The 24,256-nt window shown below is 56.5% G+C and carries 25 protein-coding genes; 10 read left to right on the top strand and 15 right to left on the bottom strand.

Features of this window, described 5'->3' with window-relative positions; genetic code table 11:
- Positions 1–265 precede the first annotated feature (265 nt).
- The 9 genes from tyrS to smc all read right to left on the bottom strand — a co-directional run bounded on the left by tyrS (position 266) and on the right by smc (position 10,277).
- Complete coding sequence (gene tyrS, locus RCH91_RS09600; protein ID WP_306534528.1) at positions 266–1,477, bottom strand: tyrosine--tRNA ligase; 1,212 nt, start codon at positions 1,475–1,477, stop codon at positions 266–268.
- 16 nt (positions 1,478–1,493) lie between these two features.
- Positions 1,494–2,282 carry a TIGR00282 family metallophosphoesterase gene (locus tag RCH91_RS09595; RefSeq protein ID WP_306534526.1) on the bottom strand — a complete coding sequence of 263 codons (789 nt, stop codon included), beginning with the start codon at positions 2,280–2,282 and terminating at the stop codon, positions 1,494–1,496.
- Positions 2,272–3,834: a ribonuclease Y gene (gene rny / locus RCH91_RS09590; protein WP_306534524.1), complete on the bottom strand. Its 1,563-nt coding sequence runs from the start codon at positions 3,832–3,834 to the stop codon at positions 2,272–2,274. Before rny ends, RCH91_RS09595 begins: the two co-directional genes overlap by 11 nt.
- Positions 3,835–3,855: 21 nt before the next feature.
- A complete protein-coding gene (locus tag RCH91_RS09585) occupies positions 3,856–4,425 on the bottom strand; it encodes a 5-formyltetrahydrofolate cyclo-ligase (protein ID WP_306534522.1) in 570 nt (189 codons plus the stop codon).
- Positions 4,426–4,791: 366 nt separating this feature from the next.
- The gene (locus RCH91_RS09580) at positions 4,792–5,076 is read right to left on the bottom strand and encodes a cell division protein ZapA (protein ID WP_306534520.1); all 285 of its coding nucleotides are present in this window, start codon (positions 5,074–5,076) and stop codon (positions 4,792–4,794) included.
- Between the two features lie 5 nt (positions 5,077–5,081).
- Positions 5,082–5,258, bottom strand: coding sequence for a cell division protein ZapB (locus RCH91_RS09575; RefSeq protein WP_306534518.1), 177 nt, complete (start codon positions 5,256–5,258; stop codon positions 5,082–5,084).
- A gap of 57 nt (positions 5,259–5,315) precedes the next feature.
- Complete coding sequence (gene ftsY, locus RCH91_RS09570; RefSeq protein WP_306534516.1) at positions 5,316–6,371, bottom strand: signal recognition particle-docking protein FtsY; 1,056 nt, start codon at positions 6,369–6,371, stop codon at positions 5,316–5,318.
- 1 nt (position 6,372) lies between these two features.
- Entirely contained in the window at positions 6,373–6,732 is a 360-nt protein-coding gene (locus RCH91_RS09565) for a roadblock/LC7 domain-containing protein (RefSeq protein WP_306534514.1), read from the bottom strand.
- 14 nt (positions 6,733–6,746) lie between these two features.
- A complete protein-coding gene (gene smc, locus RCH91_RS09560; protein ID WP_306534512.1) occupies positions 6,747–10,277 on the bottom strand; it encodes a chromosome segregation protein SMC in 3,531 nt (1,176 codons plus the stop codon).
- Positions 10,278–10,427: 150 nt separating this feature from the next.
- On the opposite strand from smc, the gene RCH91_RS09555 reads away from it, so the two are divergent.
- Both RCH91_RS09555 and RCH91_RS09550 read left to right on the top strand, forming a co-directional pair.
- Positions 10,428–13,667, top strand: coding sequence for an AsmA-like C-terminal domain-containing protein (locus RCH91_RS09555; RefSeq protein ID WP_306534510.1), 3,240 nt, complete (start codon positions 10,428–10,430; stop codon positions 13,665–13,667).
- A gap of 91 nt (positions 13,668–13,758) precedes the next feature.
- Entirely contained in the window at positions 13,759–14,193 is a 435-nt protein-coding gene (locus tag RCH91_RS09550; protein ID WP_306534508.1) for a hypothetical protein, read from the top strand.
- Between the two features lie 40 nt (positions 14,194–14,233).
- On the opposite strand, the gene RCH91_RS09545 is transcribed toward RCH91_RS09550, so the two are convergent.
- The 4 genes from RCH91_RS09545 to cdaA all read right to left on the bottom strand — a co-directional run bounded on the left by RCH91_RS09545 (position 14,234) and on the right by cdaA (position 18,929).
- Complete coding sequence (locus tag RCH91_RS09545; RefSeq protein ID WP_306534506.1) at positions 14,234–15,925, bottom strand: B12-binding domain-containing radical SAM protein; 1,692 nt, start codon at positions 15,923–15,925, stop codon at positions 14,234–14,236.
- Entirely contained in the window at positions 15,903–16,316 is a 414-nt protein-coding gene (locus tag RCH91_RS09540; protein WP_306534504.1) for a (deoxy)nucleoside triphosphate pyrophosphohydrolase, read from the bottom strand. The genes RCH91_RS09545 and RCH91_RS09540 overlap by 23 nt, the downstream gene beginning before the upstream one ends.
- Positions 16,317–16,388: 72 nt before the next feature.
- Positions 16,389–17,414, bottom strand: a complete 1,026-nt coding sequence (locus RCH91_RS09535) for a C40 family peptidase (protein WP_306534502.1) — start codon at positions 17,412–17,414, stop codon at positions 16,389–16,391.
- Between the two features lie 99 nt (positions 17,415–17,513).
- Positions 17,514–18,929, bottom strand: a complete 1,416-nt coding sequence (cdaA, locus tag RCH91_RS09530) for a diadenylate cyclase CdaA (protein WP_306534500.1) — start codon at positions 18,927–18,929, stop codon at positions 17,514–17,516.
- Between the two features lie 194 nt (positions 18,930–19,123).
- Here cdaA and ubiE point away from each other — a divergent pair, with 194 nt between their 5' ends.
- The 4 genes from ubiE (at position 19,124) to RCH91_RS09510 (ending at position 20,996) form a co-directional block, all read left to right on the top strand.
- Positions 19,124–19,843 carry a bifunctional demethylmenaquinone methyltransferase/2-methoxy-6-polyprenyl-1,4-benzoquinol methylase UbiE gene (gene ubiE, locus RCH91_RS09525; protein WP_306534498.1) on the top strand — a complete coding sequence of 240 codons (720 nt, stop codon included), beginning with the start codon at positions 19,124–19,126 and terminating at the stop codon, positions 19,841–19,843.
- 73 nt (positions 19,844–19,916) lie between these two features.
- Positions 19,917–20,234: a YggT family protein gene (locus RCH91_RS09520; RefSeq protein ID WP_306534496.1), complete on the top strand. Its 318-nt coding sequence runs from the start codon at positions 19,917–19,919 to the stop codon at positions 20,232–20,234.
- The gene (locus RCH91_RS09515; protein WP_306534493.1) at positions 20,231–20,680 is read left to right on the top strand and encodes a DivIVA domain-containing protein; all 450 of its coding nucleotides are present in this window, start codon (positions 20,231–20,233) and stop codon (positions 20,678–20,680) included. The genes RCH91_RS09520 and RCH91_RS09515 overlap by 4 nt, the downstream gene beginning before the upstream one ends.
- Positions 20,670–20,996 (top strand): DUF167 domain-containing protein, encoded by a 327-nt coding sequence (locus tag RCH91_RS09510; RefSeq protein ID WP_306534491.1) that lies wholly within the window; start codon positions 20,670–20,672, stop codon positions 20,994–20,996. The genes RCH91_RS09515 and RCH91_RS09510 overlap by 11 nt, the downstream gene beginning before the upstream one ends.
- 163 nt (positions 20,997–21,159) lie before the next feature.
- Here RCH91_RS09510 and RCH91_RS09505 read toward each other — a convergent pair whose 3' ends face one another.
- Positions 21,160–21,594, bottom strand: coding sequence for a hypothetical protein (locus RCH91_RS09505; RefSeq protein WP_306534489.1), 435 nt, complete (start codon positions 21,592–21,594; stop codon positions 21,160–21,162).
- An 8-nt stretch (positions 21,595–21,602) separates the two neighbouring features.
- A complete protein-coding gene (locus RCH91_RS09500) occupies positions 21,603–22,388 on the bottom strand; it encodes a helix-turn-helix domain-containing protein (protein ID WP_306534487.1) in 786 nt (261 codons plus the stop codon).
- A 359-nt stretch (positions 22,389–22,747) separates the two neighbouring features.
- On the opposite strand from RCH91_RS09500, the gene RCH91_RS09495 reads away from it, so the two are divergent.
- From RCH91_RS09495 to RCH91_RS09480, 4 genes are all read left to right on the top strand, one after another.
- Positions 22,748–23,185 carry a hypothetical protein gene (locus tag RCH91_RS09495; protein WP_306534485.1) on the top strand — a complete coding sequence of 146 codons (438 nt, stop codon included), beginning with the start codon at positions 22,748–22,750 and terminating at the stop codon, positions 23,183–23,185.
- Between the two features lie 202 nt (positions 23,186–23,387).
- Positions 23,388–23,687 carry a helix-turn-helix domain-containing protein gene (locus tag RCH91_RS09490; protein ID WP_306534484.1) on the top strand — a complete coding sequence of 100 codons (300 nt, stop codon included), beginning with the start codon at positions 23,388–23,390 and terminating at the stop codon, positions 23,685–23,687.
- A complete protein-coding gene (locus tag RCH91_RS09485; RefSeq protein WP_306534482.1) occupies positions 23,688–24,071 on the top strand; it encodes a hypothetical protein in 384 nt (127 codons plus the stop codon).
- A gap of 106 nt (positions 24,072–24,177) precedes the next feature.
- The coding region (locus tag RCH91_RS09480; protein ID WP_306534530.1) for a transposase at positions 24,178–24,256 on the top strand (79 nt) is incomplete at its 3' end.

The raw sequence follows: 24,256 nt of genomic DNA, 5'->3' as shown, positions 1-24,256 counted from the left end.
GTTTGAACTGACTAAACGTTTTTGATCCGAAGATCTTTAAAGCTAGCAAAAACCTGCTTACGTGTTTCTCTGCTATTTAGTTTTCAAAGACCAAGCTGCCGTTTCGTCCGCGGCAGACTTTGCAATCTACACACTCTCGTTTCTGCTGTCAATCACTTTTTTTCTACCCAGAAGCTTTTTTCTTGCCTGCTGCTTCCGTCCCGTCAAAAGGAAGTGAGGTTATATCAAACCTCTTTCGTGCGGTCAAGGAGAAAAAACATTAAATTCAACCAAAGACTATTTTAGCGAAGCGGCGCTTACCAAATTGTAGGATGTATTCACCCGTACAAGGAAGCTCAAGTGTATCGTTGGAAACCTTGTCTCCGTTCACCTTCACGCCGCCCTGGTTAATTGCGCGTCGGCCTTCACTGTTAGACTGAACGAGGCCTGCCTCAGCCAACAGTCGGCCCAAAAGTACAACGCCCTCTTGAGCCGGCAAGATCAGTTCTGGCATTTCATCCGGAGTCTGATTGTCACGGAAGCGTCTGACGAAATTGTCTTCTGCAGCTTGAGCTGCAGCAACACCGTGATAGCGAGAGACAATCTCGCGACCAAGCTGCTTCTTGGCTTCCATGGGGTGAACTGCCCCATCCCTGATAGCCGCCCTGAGTTTTTCAATCTCTAGGAGCGTTAGATCACTAAGCAGCTCGTAGTAACGGAACATGAGCTCATCCGAAATGGACATGAGTTTTCCGAAAATCTCATCGGCGGGCTCGTTGATGCCGACATAATTACCAAGAGACTTGCCCATCTTGTTGACGCCATCTAGTCCTTCAAGGAGAGGCATGGTAATGACGCTCTGGGGAGACTGTTTCCATACGCGCTGCAGCTCACGACCAACAAGGAGGTTAAACTTCTGATCTGTCCCACCCAGTTCTACGTCAGACTGAAGGGCTACAGAGTCGTAGCCTTGGATGAGAGGGTAGAGAAATTCGTGGATACTTATGGGGAGTTGGTTGGCGAAACGCTTGCCGAAATCATCTCGTTCAAGCATCCGTGCAACGGTAGACTGCGCGGCGAGACCGATCATGTCAGAGGCGGTCAGCTTACCCAGCCAGTCGGAGTTGAAGACAACCCGAGTCATGTCTGGATCCAGGATCTTGAATACCTGCTCCTTGTAAGTCTCGGCGTTTTTCAGTACATCCTCGCGAGTAAGCGCTTTGCGAGTTTCCGACTTGCCGGTTGGGTCACCAATCATCCCAGTAAAATCGCCGATGAGGAAGCATACTTCGTGGCCAAGCTGCTGGAACTGGTGCATCTTGTGCAGGAGAACGGTATGACCAAGGTGGAGGTCTGGTGCAGTCGGGTCAAATCCGGCTTTAATGCGCAGGGGTATCCCACACTTCAGAGATTTGCCGATTTTCTCCTCAAGTTCCTTCTCAATGAGTATTTCTGTCGCACCACGCTTGATAATCGCCATTTGCTCTTCTACCGACATGGAAACCTTTCCTCCCTCACGAACACGCTAGTGATATACGTTCAACAGAGAGCGCAGAGCCGCCCACCTCATCGATGCCGATTACAACACCATTAAGACGGATATCCTTCTTGGCAACCTCGAACCGGACCGGCATCTGGGTAAGGAAGCGCTCCACAGCGAGTTCCTTTTTGACGCCGATGACCGAATCGAAGCTTCCAGTCATACCGGCGTCGGTGATATAGGCAGTTCCACCGGGAAGAATACGCTCATCGGCGGTCTGCACATGGGTATGGGTGCCGATCACCGCACTGACTCTGCCGTCCAGGTGCCAGCCGAGGGCCACTTTCTCGGAGGTGGCTTCAGCATGGAAGTCGACAACGATAATGTTTGTCTGCCCCTTAAGTTGAGCTATCTCCCGGTCAGCGGTTCGGAAGGGACAGTCGAGGCTATTCATGAAAACCCGTCCTTCAAGATTCAGAATCCCAATGTTAATCCCCCCCGCAGTACGGACCAGGGTGCTTCCCCTGCCGATCGCATCAGGCGGATAGTTGGCAGGACGCACAAGACGTTCCTCACGTCGGATATACGGAAAAGACTCCTTTTTGTCCCAGACATGGTTACCACTCGTAAGCACATCGATGCCCAGAGAAAAGAGTTCCCGGGCCTTTTCTTCGGTAATGCCGAAGCCACCTGCGGCGTTCTCTCCATTGGCAACCACCAGATCAATCCGGTGACGATCGATGAGACGATGAAGCTCCCGGGCCACTGCCTGACGGCCCGGAGCTCCAACGATATCGCCTATGAAGAGAATCTTAACGGGCATACTCGATAGCTCGCGTCTCCCGGATCACGTTCACTTTGATCTGGCCGGGATAGGTCATCTCGGCCTCAATCTTCTTTGCGATGTCTTTGGCAAGGACAACCGCCCTCTCGTCAGTGACTTCGTCACTGGAAACCATGACCCTGATCTCACGCCCTGCCTGTATGGCGAATGAGTTGTTAACGCCGGTGAACGAAGTGGCAATCCGCTCCAGGTCATCGAGACGCTTCACGTACGTTTCCATCATCTCGCGCCGGGCGCCGGGACGGGCGCCAGACAAGGCATCGGCTGCTTGCACAAGAACGGCCAGAACGGAGTTAGGTTTCTCATCTTCATGATGAGCCATGATGGCGTGAACAATCTTAGGGGATTCTCCATACTTGCGCGCAAGTTCAGCGCCGATAACCGCATGGGACCCCTCAACCTCATGATCAACCGCTTTGCCCAGATCGTGGAGGAGACCCGCTCGCTTGGCCTGTTTCACGTTGACGCCAAGCTCGGAGGCCATAATGCCACAGAGGAAGGCCACCTCCAAGGAGTGCTGGTAAACGTTTTGGCTGTAGGACGTACGATACTTGAGCCGACCGATAAGTTTCAGGATCTCGGGATGGATACCATGGACTCCCAGATCGAAAGCAGCCTGGTCACCGGCCTCCTTGATGGTCTGCTCAACCTCCTCCTCAGCCTTGGCAACAACCTCTTCGATGCGGCCCGGGTGAATGCGGCCATCGGTGATGAGTTTTTCCAGCGCTATTTTTGCCACTTCGCGACGGACCGGATTGAACCCGGAAAGGATCACCGCCTCAGGGGTATCGTCAATGATAAGATCAATGCCAGTTGCCGCCTCAAGGGCCCTGATATTCCGCCCCTCGCGACCGATGATCCTTCCCTTCATCTCATCCGAAGGGAGCGCCACAACCGAAACGGACCGCTCGGCCACGTACTCGCCCGCATAACGCTGAATAGCAAGGGCAATAATCTCCTTTGATTTCTTGTCCGCCGTCTCGCGGGCATCCTCTTCAATGACCTTTATCCGCTTGGCGGCATCGAGCTTGGCCTCGCTCTCCATGGCATCCATGAGGATTTTTTTCGCCTCGGCAGACGAGAGGCCCGAGATGCTCTCCAGCTTTTCACGCTGCTCGGCGATGAGACCGTCGAGCCTTTCTTCCTTCTGGACCAGCGCCTGTTCCCGGTTCATAAGCGTCTGATCCTTCTTTGTCAGGTCCGCATCGCGCTGATCAAAGAGGTTCATCTTCTTGTCAAGGTTCTCTTCCTTCTGCTGGAGGCGTTTTTCCAGGGCCTGGAGGTCTTTACGTTTCTCCTTGGCGTCCCGTTCGGCCTCGGCCTTGGCCTGATAGACTTCGTCCTTGGCCTTGAGATCTGCTTCCTTGGTTATCGTTTCTGCTTCACGCTTTGCGTCATCAACGATCTTTGACGCAAGTTCTTCTGCCTTGCTGACGAGGGTGTCGGAAAGACGCTTGCGCAGCAGGTTCCCGATAAAGAAACCGAGGCCTCCTGCTACCAGAATAAGGACGATGGCGATTTCTATCTTCAACGTCTTAATACCTCCTTTGATCTATTGGTAACCGCGAAGATGAATAACCCTCTTCTCGGTGATGATGACATCGACCGCGACGTCGTGGGGTTCTGCAACTATCTCGTCTACAAGTTGAAAGTCGTAACAAAAACCTACGAGTTTTCCCTTCCCCTCAAGATGATGGAGCGCCCTGTCGTAGTAGCCTTTTCCGAATCCTATCCTTTTCCCGGAACGATCGAAGGCAACGCCAGGGATCACAATAAGGTTTGCCTCGTCTGGAGCATAGGCTTCACCTGTGAGGCATGGCTCGTCTATCCCGAAAGCTCCTTTGCCCATCTCACTGGGATCATAAACCCTGACGAAACGGAGATCCTCCCCACAGACAACGGGGAAGAGAACAACCTTGCCGTCTTTCAGCGCGGCTTGCACCACTTCTCCCGTATCCACTTCGCCGCGAACAGGTGAGTAGAGTGCAACAATACGCGCCTCGGCAAATGCTGGTAACGCGATGAATGCCTGCTGGATGGGGTGTCCAGAGACGCCCCGTTCTTCAGCGGTCAACTCGCGCCGCTTGTCGAGCATAAATTGCCGCAGCTTTCTCTTGGGCATGGCACCCTTTCAGAGAGGCGTTCAGTAAGAAACATCTTGGGACGAAACTCGTCCCGGAATCAGGGGTCTCCGGCAGGAGATTGAGGAAGGAAAGCGTGACCAGCAACAGAGGGGGTGTGTATGCTTTTGGGGTAATGAATATGGCGTGCGGCTACGGCATTACGGCAAACGTGCTTACCCTTTCGGCATCGGATGAACTTCTGCAGGCTGCTATCAGTAAAACAGGAGTGCCTTGCAACCGGATAGCGTCAAAGCCATTTCTGTTGTAACTGATCAAACTTTCCAAACCAAACCGGACTGCTTCTATGGTGAAATCCCCCCAAGGGAGACCGCAAAACCGTTTACGCAACTAGAAGCCCTCCCCGTTCAGGGAAGAGTGTTATCGATACGCTTGACCAAGCGGCTCATGATTTCCTTTTCAGTCCGCCCTTTTTCCTCAAGTTCCCGAGAGAGCGACAGGCACGTTTCGGCCAGATTCATGAGCGCAATAATTATTGGTATCTGGGGATCGCCAACAACAGGCACCGACGCCTGGGCTTCAGCAAGCTTCCGGTTGACAAGGGTCTCAACTTCCCGAACGTACTCAGGGGAAGCAGAGCTTTTAACGGTAATCTCCTTGCCGAGCACACTGACGCGGTGCGAAGCCTTCACGAACGTCAAATCCCTTCAAGCTTCCTCAGGACGCCGTCTATCCTTGACTTAACGGCATCACGTTCTTCGAGAAGGCGACTGTTTTCCTCGCGAAGGAGATCATTCTCCCGTTTAAGGGAGATATACCGTTCGACGAGCGTCTCAACACGCCGTTCAAGGTCGGCAAAGAGTTCAGTGTCCATTGGGATACCTTTTTTGGCATGAAATACTATTGCAGAGCCCCCGTGAAGTCAAGGCAATTATTGGAAGAGCGCATCCACGAATTCGGCCGGATCAAAGTCGCGGAGGTCGTCGACACCCTCTCCAACGCCGATGTAGCGGACCGGAATCCGAAACTCGTTGCAGATGGCAGCAACAATTCCCCCTTTGGCCGTGCCATCCAGCTTGGTAAGAGCGATGCCGGTCACCTCGGCTGTCTCCTTGAAGAGCTTGGCCTGGGAGAGGGCATTCTGACCAGTGGCCGCATCGAGAACCAGGAGTGTTTCGTGGGGAGCGCCGGGAATCTCTCGCCCCATGATACGACGAACCTTCTTGAGCTCCTCCATGAGGTTGACCTTGGTGTGGAGCCGCCCCGCCGTGTCAACGATGAGTATGTCGGCCTTGCGGGCCACGGCAGCCTTGATGCCGTCAAAGACCACGGCAGAGGGATCGGCTCCCTCCTTGTGGCGAACCACGTCGCAGCCGACCCGCTCGCCCCAGATTTCGAGCTGCTCGGCGGCAGCGGCCCGGAACGTGTCGCCGGCGGCAAGAACAACCTTTTTCCCTTCCCGAGAGAACCGGGCGGCAAGCTTGCCGATGGTGGTCGTCTTTCCGACGCCGTTGACGCCGATAACCATGATGACGAAGGGGGAGGCGGAATCCACGGCCAGGGGCCTGACATCCCGACTCAGCCGCTTGAGAATCTCTTCCTTGAGGGTCTCCCGGAGGGCTGCCCCGTCCTTTAGCTCGTTGCGGGAGAGACGCTCTTCGAGAATCCGGATAAGCTCCACTGTGGTCTGGACACCGATGTCGGCAGTGATGAGGATCTCTTCGAGTTCTTCAAGGGTGTCGGCGTCAATCTCCTTCTTTCCGAGGACCAGCCGGTCGATCTTCCCCACGAGGCTGTCGCGGGTCTTGCTGAGCCCCTGGCGCAGGCGGTCGAACAGCCCCGGCTTGCGCTCCTCTGACTGCTCGGCCTGAACAGGATGCTCAACCATCCCTGGCTCCTGCTCTGGTAGAGGGCTCTCCTCTGGACTCTCTGCCCCGGCAATCTTGTTCCAAAGCCCCTTAAAGAAGCCCTTCTTTTCTTCCCCCATATCAATAAATCTCCTTCATCAAGATGTCTCGTACCTGCCTGAACCTGACCATGGCCCGACCGGGGATGGCCTGCCTGCCGAGGGTCAACACTAGTGAATAATCGTCTCCGACTGGACCGAGGATCACGCGCTGATCAGCCAAGGTGATTACCGCTTCATGGACGGGATCGGCAGAGAGCCTTCCCTGGAGCTCTTTCATCCGGGTGAGAATGATCCCCAGATGGGCTGCCATAATTTTTAACTCGTAGTCGTCAATGAGGGCGACATGATCAACTGTCTCACCCTCCCAGTCGGCAATGATCGCGCCACTGGCGCCGGGAACGGATTGCACTAGATCGGTCAGAATTGATTTGAACGACACCGTTCGATCTCCTCTTAATTCAGTTTGACAGAAACGATCTTTGACACCCCTGGCTCCTCCATGGTAACGCCGTAGAGGGTGTCAGCAACCGCCATGGTCGCCTTGTTGTGGGTAATGATGATGAACTGGGAAATTTCACTCATTTCCCGCACCATGTCGTTGAAGCGCCCGATATTGGCGTCGTCAAGGGGGGCGTCGACCTCGTCAAGAAGACAGAAGGGTGACGGCTTGATGAGGAAGATGGAAAAGATGAGTGCCACGGCAGTCAGGGCCTTCTCGCCGCCCGAGAGGAGAGTCACGTTCTGAAGCTTCTTTCCGGGGGGCTGGACGATGATGTCGATGCCTGTCTCCAGGAGGTCCTCCTCGTTGGTAAGCTTCAGTTCGGCCCGGCCGCCGCAGAAGAGCCGCGGGAAAACCTCCTGGAATTTCTCGTTTACCAGATTGAAGGTTTCGAGGAATCGCTTGCGGGTGGTGCGGTTGATCCGCTGGATCGCCTGCTGGAGCGAATGGAGCGACTCCTCCAAGTCGGCCTTCTGGCCCGAAAGGAAGGTGAAGCGCTCATCCAGCTCCCGATATTCCTCAATAGCCGTCAGATTGACCTCCCCCATCTCGTCTATGAGGCGCGAAAGCTCTGCCTGCCGCTGGGCCGCGGCTTCCTCGTCAAAGGGTTGGTCAACGTACTTCGGGAGCAGGGGCTGCATTTCGAGTCGGTACTTCTCCATGAGAGACGTCACGAGATGGTTGAGCTCCAGGGTCAGTTCCGACTGTTTGAGCCTGTCGGCGGCGACGGCATTCTTCGCCTGTTCGGCAAGGGTGCGGATCTCCCGAAGGGAACTCTCCTCAATTCGAACCGCCTCGGCCTGGCCCTCGAACTCGCGCTTGAGGTTCGCGCTTGCCCCTTCGGCTTCGGCATGGCGCTCAAGGAGAGACTTCAGCTCGCCGTCACCTCCGGCAAGGGAAGCGACGAGGCGCTCCCGCTCCTGGCCGCACCGCTCCCGCTCCTCCCGGTGCCGGGTGATCCGCGCCTGGAGGTCGGCCATGAGTTCTTCGGTCCGCTTCAGGGCTCGGCTGGCCGCCTCCTTCTTCTCCCGGAGCTGGGCACCCCGGACCTTGAGAGTGGTGACCGCATCGCGGGCCCCGTCGATTTCACGCTTCCTGACCGTGAGGGTTTCCTGGAGCCTCTCAAGCTCGGACTCGAGCACCCCTTTTTTCTCTTCGCGACCGACCTTGCGGGTGTCCGCGTCGACAATCTCGCCTTCAAGAGCCTCACGCTCCTCCCGGAGCTGTTCATCCTCCATGCTGGTGACGGCAAGCCGCTCCTCGATGCGCTGGACCTCCTCCTTAGCCCGGAGAAGATCCTTCTCGGCATTGACAAGCTGAATGTCGGTCTGGTGGAGGTTCTGACGCACCTCCCGGAGCTCCTCCTCGGTGCCGGTCCGCTCCTGTTGCGTCTGGTCCCGGGCGGCTTCCAGATCTCGAACAGTGGCAGCAAGACGCTCCACCTCGCCGGTGAGCTCCCTGATCTCGCGCTTTTTGTGGACAATCCCCGGTCCTGCGGTTTCGACCGAGCCGCCGCTCACGATCCCGCCGCCAAAGGCCACGTCACCCACAAGGGTAACAAAGATGCTTCGGGAGTGAAGCCGCGAAAGGGCACAGGCTGTCGCAAGATCACCCACAAGGTAAGCGTCCGCCAGGATTTTCTCCACGACGGCATGCCGTCCATTGGCAATGGTAACGTGGGAAAGTATCGGTACCGCGCCGTCGGGCACGGCGTCGATGCCCGGCAGGGAGGGGGTCCCCGCCACCAGGGAACAGCGTCCTCCGCCGCTCGCCGAAAGGTACGCGACCGCCTCGAAGGCATCGGCCTCATCGAGGCAGACCACGTACTGGAGCCGCTCGGCCAGCACCGCCTCCAGGGCCGTCTCGAACTCGGGCGTAGTCTCCACGAAATCGGCGATGACACCGGCGAAGCGCCCCTTGAACCGCTCGGCCAACAGCAGATTCCTGACCCCCTGGCCGTAGCCGGCGAACTGTGCCTCCAGCTCCTGGAGCGAGTGGAGGCGCGACGATTTCCTGCTCAGTTCATCGCGGCGGGAACCGATTTCCCGGTCGAAGCCAGCCAAGCGCTCCCGAAGCTCCGTCTCTCGACGGGAGAGAAGCGGCAGACGCTCCTGGAGTTCGGCCTTCTGGCCGGCGAGCCCTGCAACGGCCTTCTCAAGCTCCGTGACCCGTCCCGACGATTCCACGAGCCACTCGTTGAGAAGGACCCCCTCGCGGCGGTTCCGCTCGGCCCGTTCGGCAAGCCCTTCCAGGCGCCGGGCAGCGGCGGTGCGCTGGTTGTTGAGCTGGGCCACCTCGGCCAGGAGAGAGAAAAGCTCCCGCCTTACCGCCTCAAGGTCGGAAGAAAGCTCCTGCTCGGCGGCAGCCATCTCCTCCAACTCTCTTTCGCGGGTGACAAGGGAATCCTCCTCCCCCGCCGCCTCCACGGCGTAGGTGCCGCTCTGCTCCACGAGGCGCGTGAGTTCTTCACCGGCAGCGGCAAGCTGGCTCTCCAGCCCGTCAAGTTCTGCCGCAAGCCGCTCCTCCTGCCGTTCAAGCCCCCCGAGCTCTTTGCGCTGGAACTCGATCCTGCTCTCGTACCCCTGGATCTCCCCCTTGAGGGAGAAAACCACCTCCTGGGCCTCCGCCAGAGACCTTTCCCGCTCCACCAGTGCGAGGCGCCGCTCGTCCAGCCCCAGTTCGCGCTGTTCAAGATCCGCCGTCAGCGTGGCAGCCCGGGAAACGCTCTGGCGAAGCGCCTCCTCCACCTGCTCCTTGGCAGTGTCGAGGGCCATGAAGCGCCTGACCGTGGCGGCCACCTCGATCTCCCGAAGCTCCTCGCGGTACTCGCGGAACCGCTCGGCCTTCTTGACCTGGCGCTGGAGCGAGGTGAGCTGCCGCCGGATCTCGGCCAGAATATCGCCAAGGCGCAGGAGATTCTGCCGGGTCAGATCAATCTTTTTCAGGGCCACCTGCTTCTTGGCCTTGAACTTGGTGACGCCGGCCGCCTCCTCGATGAGAAATCGCCTCTCCTCGGGCTTGGAGTGGAGGATCATCCCGATCTTTCCCTGCTCGATGATGGAGTAGGCCCGGGCACCGACGCCGGTATCCATGAAGAGCTCGGTAATGTCCATGAGCCGGCAGGGGGTCTTGTTGAGGAAGTAGTCGCTCTCGCCGTCGCGGTAGAGGCGGCGCGTCACCTGAATTTCGCTGTAGTTCAGGTATTTTGCCGGAACCCGCCCGTCGTCGGTGGAGAAAAACATCGAAACCTCGGCCATGCCGAGGGGTTTGCGGGACTCGCTCCCACCAAAGATGATGTCCTCCATGGACTTGCCGCGGAGGTTCTTTGCCGACTGCTCCCCCATGACCCAGCGGATGGCGTCCACCACGTTGGATTTGCCGCAGCCGTTGGGGCCGACGATACTGGTTATCCCCTGCTGAAAGTCGAGGGAGACCTTGTCGACGAACGACTTGAAGCCTGATATGTCGAGGCGTTTGATTCTCATAAATCGAGTCATACTATCAGAGAGGGGGGTGGTAATGCAACCAGGCCGACACGGCGCTCCCCCGGCAAGACACGAAGATGGTTGCCACTTTGCGCCGGGGAAGAGTATACTCTCTTTCGTTTTCAGACTAAACGAAAGGCCCCCTTCCCCATGATTTCCCGTCGCGCAAAGACCCTCCTCATCGTTACACTCCTCATCCTGGGCATAGTCGTCGGCGGGGTCACGGCCGTTCTCCTGGCGCGTTTTCACGAACTCGACACCTATAAGGACCAGATCCTCACCGAGATCCAGAAGAGTCTCAACCGCCAGGTAACCTACGAGAAAGGGGATGCGACCCTCCACTTTACCCCAGCCTTCAGCTTTACCAAGGTTGTCATCAAAGAACGGGATGGCCTGGCGACCTTCGCTACAGCAGATCGGGTGAGCTTCCGGCTCGCGCTCCTCCCCCTGCTGGAGCGGAAGGTCGTCATCAGAAAACTTGAGGTGGAGCGGCCGGCAGTCCAGATAATCCGCAACAGGGACGGCATCTTCAACATCAGCGACCTGCTGGAGGAGAAAAAAGATGCCGTCCCCCTCCGGATGAGAGGGATCAGAATCCGTGACGGGAAAATCACCATCACTGACCAGGCGGCCGCGGCCGCGGGAGTGGTGACCAGGCTGGAGAAGACCGATCTGGAGTTGGACCGGGTCACCCGCGGCAGAGAGACGGACTTTACCCTTGCGACCACTCTGGTACAGGGAACAACCGCCGGAACCTTCTCCGCCCGAGGTTCGGCAGATATCCCGCGACAGGGGCATCCGATGGCGGAAACGCGCATCGATGCCAAGGTTGAGGCCCAGAACCTCGCTGCTGACCACTACTGGCCCTACTATGGCAGATACGTCCCTTTCGACCCCCTCGCAGGACACTTCGACGTCAAGGCTTCCCTCCATGGGACTGCGGCGGACTTCACCTCAAAGGGGGCGATCCGGGTTGCCGGGCTCCGCTTCTCCTATCCCAAGGTCTTCCACGCGGTCCTCTCCCCCCGCGACCTTCAGCTGGACTATACGATGAAGCGCGACCGGCATCAGGTTGACGTCTCTGCAGTCGATTTCCGTATGGACGGCCTCGTGGTCAAGGGAAGCTGCACCATCAGGGACATCGACACTAATGATCCGCGGATCGTGGCACGGGCCACCATGGCCCCCTTCAAGCTCGAACGGTTCTTTCACTACATACCCTTCGGCATCATCGTCGACGATACCTCCCAGTTCATCGAGCGGTACATCAAGGCAGGAACGTACCGGCTGGACGAGGGAAGGCTCGACGGTCGGGTGAGCCAGATCCTCCACATGGAGAAGGACCAGAATTACAACATCCTCACCATCAAGGCCCGCGTCCTGGAAGGGGGTGTTGTGGACCTGGGGGATGGCGTGCCCCCCTTCAACAGCATCAAGGGGGAACTGGAGTTATACGGCAAGAATTTCATCCTGCGCAACATGTCGGGAAAGTTTGGCACGTCACCATTTACCCTGAACGGCATGATCACCGACTACCCCCTCGACACGCCATCATCCTATCCGTTCAACGCGACATTAAACCCTCAGCAGCAGGAACTTGCCTGGCTCTTGGGAAAACACCTGGACGGCAAACTTTCATTTTCCGGCAACACGACACTGCACATCACCGGCGCCGGGTACACGTCCGGGTATGCCCTGTCCGGCGACTGGAATCTGGCAAACGCCGGCTACAGTGCGACCAACATCATCGCCAAGCCCGTCGGAGTGGCCAACCAGCTCTCCTTTAAAATGAACCTCTCGAAGTCCGGCATGGACGCCTTTTCGTGCCAGTACCAGCTCCCCCCTCTCGCGCTCACTCTGTCGACTCAATACCGGCCAGGGAAGGATGTGCCCCATCATGTCGAAATTCGGACAAACCAGTTCGAGATTGCGACTCTTGTCCCCCTGCTCCCACGGGTCAAACCCTATCAGCCGCAAGGGAGGATGCAGGTCACGGCCCGCGCCGACGGGAGCGCAGAAACCATCGGAGGCCTGAACTGGGGAGGGGATGTGCTCCTTGCCGGCGCGGCGTTCCAGCCGCCGAGCGGCATCAAACGCGTCCACAACATTAACGGAGGCATCCGCTTCAGGGACAAGTCGCTGGAAACCCCGCGGCTGTCGGCAATGCTGGGAAATTCCCTTCTCTTCGGCACGGGAACCCTGACCGATTTCGACAACCCAGCCATCTCCCTTGAATTTTCCGCGCCGGCCCTCGACGTGGCCGACCTGGGGTTGCAGACCCCGGATGGAAAGAGCCTGCAAATCAAGAAGGTGCAGGGGACCATCTCCCTTGCCCATGACACCCTCCTGATAAAATCCCTGTCCGGCACGGTGAATGAATCTGCTCTGAATCTGAAGGGAACAGTGGAAAAACTGCAAAACCCGCGGGTTGACATTGCAGTCACCTCTCCCTTCCTGCATATCGAGGACGTCCTTCTTCTTACCGGACTTGAACGGATCCGCAAGGAAACAGCCCGGGACGGCACGGCCACCATCAAGGCCTCGGTCAATGCAGAAGAGGGTAAATTCGAAGGGGTGCAGTTCAGGAAACTCCATACCGTTGCCATGCTCGAAAACCGGATTCTCTATCTCCAACCCTTCGAGTGCGGCGCCTTCGGCGGTCGGATCGCGGGAACATTAAGAGCAGACTTCGGCTCCAACGGCTCGCCCCGCTACCAGACGAATCTCAGGGCTGAAAAGGTTTCCGCCGAGGAGCTGGTCCAGGCGCTGAACCTGCGGCTCCACGACGAGCTCATCACCGGCACTCTGACGTTCCAAGCCGACGTTACCGCCAAGGGGAAAACCGCCGCCGAGTTCAAAAGGACTATCCTCGGTAACATCAGGCTCCATCTTGAAGACGGCAAGCTCAGACGATACTCAGTTCTCTCCAAGATATTCTCCATCCTCAACGTGTCGCAGCTCTTCACATTCAAGCTCCCCGACATGGTGGCCGACGGCATGCCATACAACCGCATCGATGGTACCTTCGCCCTGAAGGATGGGACCATCGCCACTAAAGACCTCTTCATCGACAGCAATGCCATGAATGTCTCGGCCGTGGGAGCGATCGACCTGGTCAAGGAGGAGATCGATGCGATCATTGGCGTCCAGCCGCTACAGACCGTTGACAAGGTGGTAAACCGTATTCCGATCGTCGGCTGGATCCTCACCGGCAAGGACAAGCACCTCATCTCCACCTATTTCGAGGCCAAGGGGAAGCTGGGTGACCCCGTCGTCACCGCCGTACCAGTCAAATCCATGGCCAAGGGGGTCCTGGACATTTTCAAACGGGTATTTCAGCTCCCCGGCAAACTCATTACCGACACAGGCGAGGTCATCATCGGAAAATAACAGGCTTTTTTTGCTGTTGTAAAATATTTGAAACCTATGGTAAGGTGCGCCTTTGAGAAACGAGAAACGTACACCAGACAGGAGGACACAGGTGAAAAAGACAGTGTTGGTTGCACTTGCAGTCGCATCGCTCGCCGCAGCCGGATGCAAGGAGAAGCCGAAGGCCCCTGAGACCACTGCACCCCAACAAAGCGGCATGCCGGCCCAGCCCGCCCAAGGCCAGATGCCGAAGGACGCCACCCACGGCGGCGACCCCCACGCCGGCCTCAAGCCCGTCGAAGTTCCCGCCGGTGCCGGCCACAAGGGTAAGGTTGTCTCCACCATGGACGCTGCGGGCTACACCTATCTGGAAGTAGAGGAGAAGGGCCAGAAGCTCTGGGTTGCCGTCATGCAGACCAAGGTGAAGGTTGGCGACGAAGTCGAGTTCCCCGACTCACCGCCGATGGTCAACTTCCACAGCAAGACCCTCAACCGGACCTTCGAAAAGATTATCTTCGCGCCGGGCATCCGGATCGCCGGCAAGTAAATACCGGTTTTCAACTCACCACGAAAAAAGGCGGCACCCGTCAGGGGCCGCCTTTTTTCGTGCCACGTCTCCCCGATATCATCTGCAGCCGCTCGCCAACGTCAGGGTCGCGGGGGCTAAGCCGTCCCGCCTCCTCGTAGCGTTGCTGTGCACCGCGTCGATCACCCGCTTCGAGTCGCAGATCACCAAGGGCCAGATAGGCAGGGACATGGGCCGGCACAAGCGAGATAACCCTCCCAAAGGCTTTTTCCGCACGCTCCACTCTTCCTTCCGAACCATAGAGCCCCCCCAAGGCCAGCCATCCCCAAGGGTTACCCGGCTGGCGTTCGACGATCTCCCGATATAACGCCTCAGCCCTCCCGAAATTCCCCATACCCTCACACCACTCCCCCTCGGCGAGATTTGCCCCATGGCAATAGCCCAAGAGCTCACGCTGGGTGGCAAAGTCAGCCGGACCAAAGCGCGCTTTTCCCCCGAGTCGGTGCAGTGTCCGAAGGAGCGTCTCCGCTGAGTGCACAACGAACGGATCGTTTCGCACATACAGGGCTTCTTCCCGTTCGCGATCAAAGAGATTGGCACTCACTCTCCCTTGCCTCACCGCCTCGTCAAACAGTGCCGTACCGGGGTAGTAGGCCAGAGGCGCCACATGGCCGTCGTGGGGACGGATTGCATTTATGAGCTTTAGGGTCGCCTGCAAATCCTCGTCGGTCTCCCCGGGCACGCCAGTAATCAGATAGATGGAAAGGTTTATTCCGGCCCGCCTGGTTGACTTGGCAGCCCGGCGAACCTGCTCCGGAGTGATCCTTTTGCCGAGATAGGCGAGAATTCTCTCCGACCCCGACTCGACACCGTACTGGACACACTCGCACCCTGCCCGCCGCATCCAGACGAGCATCTCCTCGTCCACGGCGTTTACCCGCGACTGGCAGTTCCAGAGAATATAGACCTTTTCCTCCAGGAGCAGTCGACAGAAGTCAATCACCCGTTCTTTGTTGACAGTAAAGGTATCGTCGCGGAGAGAAAAGTAGATGAGCCCGTAGCGATCGCGGATGGCGCGGATCTCGTCGACCATGGCACGGGGTGAGCGGAAGCGGAGCGCCTTCCCCCAAAACCGGGGCGAGGAGCAGAATCGACATGAAGCGGGACATCCGCGGGAGGTGATGATAAATTCTAGCTGGCGGCGAACGTCGCATCCCCAGGAATCGTCCATGTGGAGGGCCGGCAACGGGAGCGCGTCGAGATCCGCAACAGGGGCCCGAATTGCATGGTGTACCCTGGTGCCCTGCCGGAATGCCAGTCCGGCGATTGCGTCAAAGTTCCGGTCTCCCCGTGCCACCGCCCGTGCAAGATCAAGAAAAGTCTCCTCACCCTCGCCAAGGACCACGACATCCACCTCCGGATGCTCCGCAAGGATAGATTCAAAGGCATGGGTAGCATGAGGGCCACCAAAAATAGTGAGACAGGCGGGATCAATTTTCTTGGCCAACGCGGCAAGCCGAAGCGATTCAAAACGGTTGTGGGTAAAAACGGAGACACCGAGGATGGCAGGACACTCTTGTCGCAGCAGCTCTTCCACATCACGCCAGGAAGCTCCGGAGAGGTTAGCCAGGCGGGATCCGAAGCCATTCTCCCGAAGAAGGGCGTTGAGGTAGCCGAGCCCAGTAGGCATGAGGGAGGTGAACGGATCCCGGACCCCGCCTGGATGGGGTCTAGAGGCGAGAAGTATCCGCATCACTGAACTCCTGAGCTATCCTCTCCGCAAGGGGGTAGTCGGCGGGAAGGAGATCAAAACGGGGAAGCTCCGCAGGATCAGCCCAACAGTGTCCGGCCACGTCCAGTTCACACAATTCTCCGCCCACCCAGGCGCACCGGTAGGCTAGGACAAGAACCGGCCGTTCGGGATAACGGAAATAGACCACGTCATAGATCCCCTGAACAGAAACCTCCATGGCTAGTTCCTCACGCATCTCCCGCACAATACAGGCTTCGGGGTGCTCCTCGGACTCAAGCTTGCCGCCGGGGAATTCCCAGAACAGCGGATAGGGAGCATCGGGCTTTCTCCTGGTCAGCAGGATTTTGCCTTCATGCCTTACGATGGCGGCTGTGACGATGAGAGGGAGCATGAATACCTCAAAAAAAAATCCGGCCCTGGGGACCGGATTTTATTTCGTATGTACACGACAGGACCGTAAACCTTATTTCAAGAGACTGACTCCGAGGGTATCATTCGTCAGGATATCCTCAAGTCCCTCCTCGTCAACACCGGAGGTCAGGTCATCAAGACTCAGCACATCGGGATTGACCTCGGAAATCCGCTTTGCGCCGAGAAAACGGGCACGATAGTAAGGGGTATCGACAGATGAGATGACAACCCGCCGGTCCCGGGACGAGGCGTGAATCATCTTGTTGTTGCCAAGGTAGATGCCAACGTGGGACGGAAAGCGTGCATAGGTCTGGAAGAACAGGAGATCTCCCTTCTGGAGATCGCCAGGTGCAACAGCATCGCCCACATGGAACTGCTCCCGTGCGGTGCGGGGAAGGTCAACGTCCAGTTCACGAAAAACATGTTGCACAAAACTGGAACAGTCAAGACCCTTGCGAGTAGTGCCACCGAACCGATATCTGGTACCGATGAAACTGTAGGCCGTCTTTTTGAGTTCCGAGACACCATCAACGTCCAGTTTCACGCTCTTTGTGAAGTCAGCCGGACGGTCCGGATCGTTCTCCATGAGTTCGCTCAAGCTCTGCTCATATTCTTTCGCGTCATAGATATCGAGGTTCCTGAGGGGCTTTTTCAGGGAAAGCTTCGCCTTGGCAGCATCATCGGACTCCACAGCACGGAGCGCAAGGACCTGCCCGGGCTTGAGCCTTCCTTTCCCAATGCCGTTCAGGCGTCGCAACTCACCCGCGGAAACGCCGGTCCTCCGCGCAACCTTTGCCAGGGTATCGCCTTTCCTTACCTTGTAGCTTGCAGCGCGGGAAGAGCTTGCTGTGGCTTCGGTTGACGTGCGGGGGGGGATAACAAGGACAGATCCTGGCTTTATGCGGCCATTGGCGAGGTTATTGGCGGATTTGAGGTCTTTGACGCTGACGTGGTGTTTTTTTGCGATGGAGTAGACGGTTTCGCTTTTTCTGATCTTGTGGGTTTTGGCGGCGTGGGACAGGGCGGGAAAGGCTAAGAGGATCAAGGAAAGCGCCGTAAGTCGCAATCGAAAACTCATATCCCCTCCTTCATTTGTTTTATTAAAGCAATACATTGACTGCGTTTTTATAACAAACCGTCACACACCTGTCAACCTTTTATTCCCCCGACATCCATTTCATCGTCTCCCCGAGGTCACGATCCGCACCCTGACCGGCTCATCGTTTACGATTCGGAGTTGTGGTGACGGTGACACAATCTTTGCTTCGACAACAGTGCTTTGCCGGATGTCATCGAGGTTCACCACCTCGGTCTGGATGGTATCAATGCCACCCAGCACGTGCTCTGGCCCTTCGACAACCACCGCTGAGGGCTCGACGCGCACCCGCTGCAACCGCTGCCTGCCGGGAAGAGTACCTGCCAGCGATGGCCGTATCTGGAGGGACTTCTGAACCTTCTTGCCGATGGTCACCTTTACCACCGACGGAGTCATGCCGGTGACGACGACACCGAGGGGGAGATTCAGGTCGCTCTCGCTTATTGCAAGGTTATTGTTACCGTCCCTGACGTTGGAGAGATCCAGGTCGGCCACCAAATCAAGCTGTTTCGGCGACGGGATCAGGCTCGAGAAGACTTTGAGCTGAACCTCCACCTCCTCGGGATTGCTCTTTAACAGCACCACATTTCCCGGCAGGTTGTGGAACTTGATGGGTACGGTGACCGTAAAAATTCCCCCCTGCTTCGTAGTAATGACCAACCAGCTCACAAGAACAACAAGGGCAGTTACGAGCTTGGGAACAATATTGCTGAACAGCCGCTGCCGCAACGAGATATGCACCTTCTCCTGGCGCTCGGGATAGAGGAGCCCCTGGAGTCTTTCGGAAAGACTCTCGGCCGTACCGGGCGTCTCAAGTTCTCCTGCAAGGGCGAGACCCACCTCTCCCCGCTCCTCGGAGACGATGACCACGGCGGCATCACAGCGCTCGCTAAGGCCGATTCCGGCCCGGTGGCGGGTGCCGAAATGGCGGGGGAGTTCCGTCCGCGTTGAAAGGGGAAGGTGGCATGACGCCTGGGTGATGCGGCCATTCTTGATGACCACGGCACCGTCATGAAGGGGGGCTCCGTTCAGGAAAATGCTCTCGATGAGCTGACCGTTCGGAATGCTGTCGAGGCGAACACCGTGAAGGAGGTAATCGTCGAGGGATTCCTGCCGCTGAAAGACGATGATCGCGCCGGTCCGCTCCCGGGCAAGACCAAAAATCGTATGGGCAAGATCGGTGAGATCGATGGGCCCACCCCCCTCCTGTCTGCCGAAAAAGTTCCGCAGCAAACTGAAGCGGTAGAGGGCCTGCCGGATCTCTGTCTGGAAGATGACAATAATGAGGACGAAGAGGACGGTCCCAAGTTCCTGGAGGATCCAGCTCGTCATGAAAAGCCCGAGGTTTCTGGTAACGAAATAGACCCCGACCAGGAAGACCATGCCTATCAGAACCTGCATGGCCCGGGTGTGCCTGAACCAGCTATAGAGCTGATAGGCGATAAAGCTCATGATGATGATGTCGGCGACATCCTGCCACCGGATCACGGGAACCATGTGCCCTTACCCTTTCCTTTGGTCAATTCGTCCCTCTTCCCGCTAGAGATCCCAAGCGTGAAGCAGGTCCATTCATGCACAGAATCTTATTTTCTGGCATGGGGTGAGGTTTTGTGCTACAAATAACGGGCTGTACCCCCAGAAAGAACCAAGATTTATACCACCTTTACCTGTAAAAGGATAGAAAATTCACGATGTATAAACTGAGCGAAAAAGGCGAGAGGATCCGGGAGATGTTTTCCGACATCGCGCCCCGGTATGACTTCCTCAACCGGCTCCTGAGCTTCGGCATCGACCGGCGCTGGCGGCGGATCGCCGTCGAGTGCACCCGATGCACCGAGGGGGGAAAAATTCTCGACGTTGCCACCGGAACCGGCGACGTGGCCCTTGAAATCGCCCGCCAGACCCCCGACTCGGTGTCCATCGTCGGCATCGACTTCTCGGAAGGGATGGTGGCCCTGGGCCGCGAGAAGGTTGCCCAGTCCCCCTACGCCCGCCGGATCACCCTCGAGATTGCTCCCTGCGAGGCGATTCCCTTTCCCGACAACACCTTTGACTCGGTCACCATCGCCTTCGGCATCCGCAACGTGGTCGACCGACGCCAGGGGCTGTCGGAGATGCTCCGCATCCTGAAGCCCGGGGGGCGGGCCGTGATTCTCGAATTTTCCACCCCCCGCTCACAGCTTTTCAAGCGGATCTATTACTTCTACTTCCTCCGGGTGCTGCCGGCGATCGGTGGTCTCTTCTCCCGCTTCAGCGCCTACAAATACCTCCCCGATTCCGTCCTGGAGTTTCCCTCCCAGGAAGAGTTCAAGTCCCTCATGACCACGGTCGGATTCCGCGCCACGGCCCACCGGGATCTCACCTTCGGGATTGCGACAATCTACACGGGAGAGAAAACCGCCCAAGGTTGACGCTTTCTTGACACTATGCCGCCGTTTCCTGTATAACGCGGCAGTTGTTCATCCACTAACCAAGGGGCACGTCATGTTCGTGTTTGCCAATTTCCTCCTGGCCGTCGCCAAGATTGCCGACATCCTCCTCACCATCTACCTCTATATTCTCATTGCGCGGGCCATCATCTCCTGGGTGAACCCCGACCCCTACAACCCGATCGTGAACTTCCTCTACCGGAGCACCGAACCGATCCTATCCCGGGTCCGCCGGTTCCTCCCCGACATGGGAGGGCTCGACCTCTCCCCGATCATCGTGCTCGTTGCCATCTACTTCCTCCAGAGCTTTCTCGTGCGGAGCATCTACGACCTGGCCTACAAGATGAAGCTTGGAATGGGAGGCATGCCGTGAGAATCACCCCGATAGATATCCAGCAGCAGCAGTTCAAAGGGAAGATGTTCGGCGGGCTCGACCCGCAGGAGGTGGACACCTTTCTCCAGACGGTCGCAGAGGAAATGGAAAGTCTGGTGCGGGAGAACACCGACCTGAAGGAACAGTGCAAAAGGGCCTCCACCGAAATGGAGCAGATGGCCCAGCAGGAAAAGAACCTGCGGGAAACCATGCTCGCCGCCCAGAAGATCACCGAGGAGATGAAGGCGAACGCCCAGAAGGAAGCGGCACTGGTCATCTCAGAGGCAGAGCTGAAGGCGGAGAAGATCGTTGCCGATGCCGAGCGCCGGCTGGCCCAGCTTAGCGACCAGATTCAGGAGATACGTCGCCAGCGGCTCCAGTTCGAAAGCTCCTTCAAGTCCCTCCTCGACACCCACTACAAAATGCTCGCCCTCGATGAAGAGTGACGCATTCCCCGGAGAACTCAGAATCACGGAAACCGCCGACTGCGTCACCTTCTCCGTCCATGTTCAGCCCCGGGCCTCCCGGAACGAAATCTGCGGAATCCAGGGAGACGCCATCAAGCTCCGCCTCACATCACCCCCCGTGGAGGGAGAGGCGAACCGACTCTGCGCAGAATATCTCGCAAAGCTCCTCAAGGTCCCAAAATCTGCCGTCACCATCATCGCCGGAGAAAAGTCCCGACACAAGACTCTCAGGGTTGCCGGTGCCACGACCCAGGCTGTTCTCGCCCTCCTTGCCCCATCCCGGCAAGGATTGTAAGCTTCTAGCCGACGTTCATTGTTTAGAGATGAGATAAGAGAGGGGTAGAAATTAAGATAACTTTCGGCGGGATATCTTCAGATACATTGGGATACCTTGGGATGAGACCATCTTTTCAAGAGATGTTTGACGGGAGGTCACAGGCGGGAAAACCGGCTCCACCTCACCGGCATTTTAACCATGCATTCAGCCATGCCCAACACCAAAGCCCCGCGAAATACAAAACGAAGACGACCAGAATCGCCCATCCCAAGCCTTTCAATAGCCCCACGCCAAATTTGTCCGCAATTGTTACCGCGATCGAAAAGACCACGACAGCCAGCAATGACAACACCGACATTCTTTGATGGGCCTTGAGTTTCGCCTTCTCTTGTTCCGCTCTTCGCGCTTCAAGAAAACTGTAATTGCAATATGGGCATAGTTCAGCGCCACGGAATACCCCGAATCTATGGCATGCCGGGCATCTGATCAGGTTGGGATTATCAGGCGATGGTTTGTCGTCCGGTTCGAGGTTGGTCTGGATGATAATATCTCGCCCAGCAACCTGGTTATTCTCTCCCGAAACCGTCTGATTGTAGTTGTTCTGGCCTTCTTTCAAATTTTCCCCTACTTCTTCGGTCGCTCGTTCCCCTCGATGATATCCCTGCCAGCGACCTTGTGGCCTTTACCGGTTACAGTCTGAGTGACATTGCCAGAGGGCTCATTGAAGTTTTGGTCTCGCCCAAGTTTCTTCTTCAAGCTTTCATCTATCTGCTTTACTTTTTTCCAAATTTCACGATCCGCAATGATCTCAAGTTCATCAGCTCCCATGTAGAGAACGGGATTTTTGCCTTCTTTAACCAAATTCTCAAACTTATCAAAAACCCGCTTCAACTCTTCGATGGTACTCGCCAGTTTTTCCTGCCAAACGTCATCTGTTAAACCCTCAGATTTTACCTGACGGTCGAATGTTTCTTGAATTTGTTCTTCTCCTCCACCAGCGATTGCCTTCAAGAAATCATCATCCCTGCAAGGCCCTCCCGCCCGCTTGCTAAGCAAAATGAGTATTCCCTTGCTGGGCCTACATTCTCCCCTAATGAATGTTGAAAGTTGCTGCAAGGTCATCGGAGTATCCATCAAGAAACTATCAAGAGGCCTGCTGCTTCTAGAAATTCGTTTTCTCAATACAGCTATCGCCGATTTCTCATCCCATTCGCCCGTCAATAGCCAATCAACTGATACTTTATGTTCTAGCGCAAATTTGATTACCAGGTCCGAGGGTAATTTCCCCTTTTTTTTGAAGTTAGATATGGCTTGTGGGGTTATTTCAAGGATCTTGGCCAGATCAGAATCATAGCCAAGCCCCGTAATCAGCTTCATTCGATCAACGATATCCGAATAAATTACACTCATGGTGAATAACCTCTTGACCGCAATCAACTAATAGTTTATCGTCAACATCATGACAACGGCCCAAAAAATAAAAATCATAATGATCAAAAAAAGTATTTCCGGAGTTGATATAGCCCGGCAAGCCAACGTTGACCCTTCCGCAATTTCTCATGTTGTCGCGGGAAGGCGGAAATCCCCCATTTTGCGCAATGCAATCGCAGCCGCCCTTGGTATCCCGGTCGTTGATCTTTGGCCAGATGGGGAAGAAACAGCAAGTCAGCCCGAAGCTATTGCACCTCTGTGCAGTGTATAGAGCAGACGGCCTACGCTGGACTCTATCAAATTACGGTTGATTGTAACAGCCAGGAAAGGAGCCGTAAATGTCGAAAAGGGTTCATGGGAGGGATAAGGCGTTGTCAGCACAACAGGGTCTTTTTGATACCGGGCTATCTGAGGGAGCACTCGATATTGGGCTGGGACTTCGGCAATGCCTGTCTCGCACAATCGGTGAATGTGGACTGGATAGGTACCGTGTCGCCGCCGAAGTCAGTCGGCTTACCGGATCGACGGTAAGCAAAGAAATGCTCGACAAATACACCAGCTCGAACCCCGACTACTGCATAAAGGCCGAAATTTTGCCCGCAGTCTGCCATGTGCTCGGGTCGCTCGAACCTTTCCGTTACCTGCTGGAACCGCTGGGGAGCGACGTTCTGAATCCTGAAGACAAAGACTTGATCGAACTTGCCCGCCTCCAGGAAGAAGAACGACGCATTCAGAGCAAAATTTTGCAGATCCGCGCCAAGCGCGGCCTCAAGTAAGGAGAAAAGCCATGTTGATGGGGTTTCCCGTTATCCCGTTCCGTTTGTGTGATTTCCAGGCGATTTTCGAAGAGGCAATGGAAAACGGGACACTGCGGGTCCGCGGCGCAATTCCAGGTGGTACGGTTGTCATCGCTCTATTTCAACAGCAGGCAGTACCGCGTGGCTCTTGGACAGCATACAGATTGGAGGAAGTGTAGTTATGGCGCAGAGTTACAAAATCATCGATTCAGTACGCAAGGCCACAGAAATACTGGAGTACCTGGCGCATCAGAAGGAACCGGTTTCCGGCTCCGATGTGGCGAGGGCCGTCAACCTGCCAAAGGGCACGGTCATGTGCCACCTTGTAACCCTCGAGGAAACCAAGCTTATCCGACGTGTCGGCGATAGCTTTGAACTTGGCATGGGTGCAGCCATCCTGTGGGCACGGAAGAAAGCTCTCCTTGAGGGTGTTCGCGATCGTGCGGAGCGCGACCTGGTTGCGCTTGTGGAGGGACGGTAAATGGCGCGGAAACCAGCTATAGATGTTGACACGGCCACCGCACAAACAGTGGTGGAGCAAGAGGGGGCAGTGGAGCTTGCCGCTCGGCAGCGTCAGGAGGAGCGGGAGCGGTTGATTGCCCAGTGCCACGAAGTAATTGGGCGAGTCCAAGCGACGCAGATGTTTGTGAAATTTGGTGACGTCACCAATTTGATGTTTCTGAAGCAGATTAAGGAATCGAAAGCATACCGTGATGTTCCAGGCATAGGCACATGGGAAAAGTTTTGTGAAATCGTTGGAGTAGACCGCCACACCATAGATCAACAGTTGCTGAATATCGCCACTTTTGGAGAAGACTTTCTTGGTTACATCACCAGTTTTGGCCTTGTTGAGTGGACCCTATAGTCAAGACAATAAACCGTCGAGTTTAAGGTGGTGCCCGGTCGCGCAGTGACGTATCCTGAAGACAATGGACACTCCCACTTGGTAAACTACCGAGAGGGAGGGGAACATGAAGAAGCAGCAACGTTACACGCCAGAGTTTCGAGCAGAGGCGGTCAAACTGGTAACAGAGCAAGGGCTGTCCCAAA

It is taken from the genome of Geobacter sp., assembly GCF_030834625.1.
GTDB lineage: Bacteria > Desulfobacterota > Desulfuromonadia > Geobacterales > Geobacteraceae > Geobacter.
This window is presented reverse-complemented; position numbering and strand designations above follow the sequence as displayed.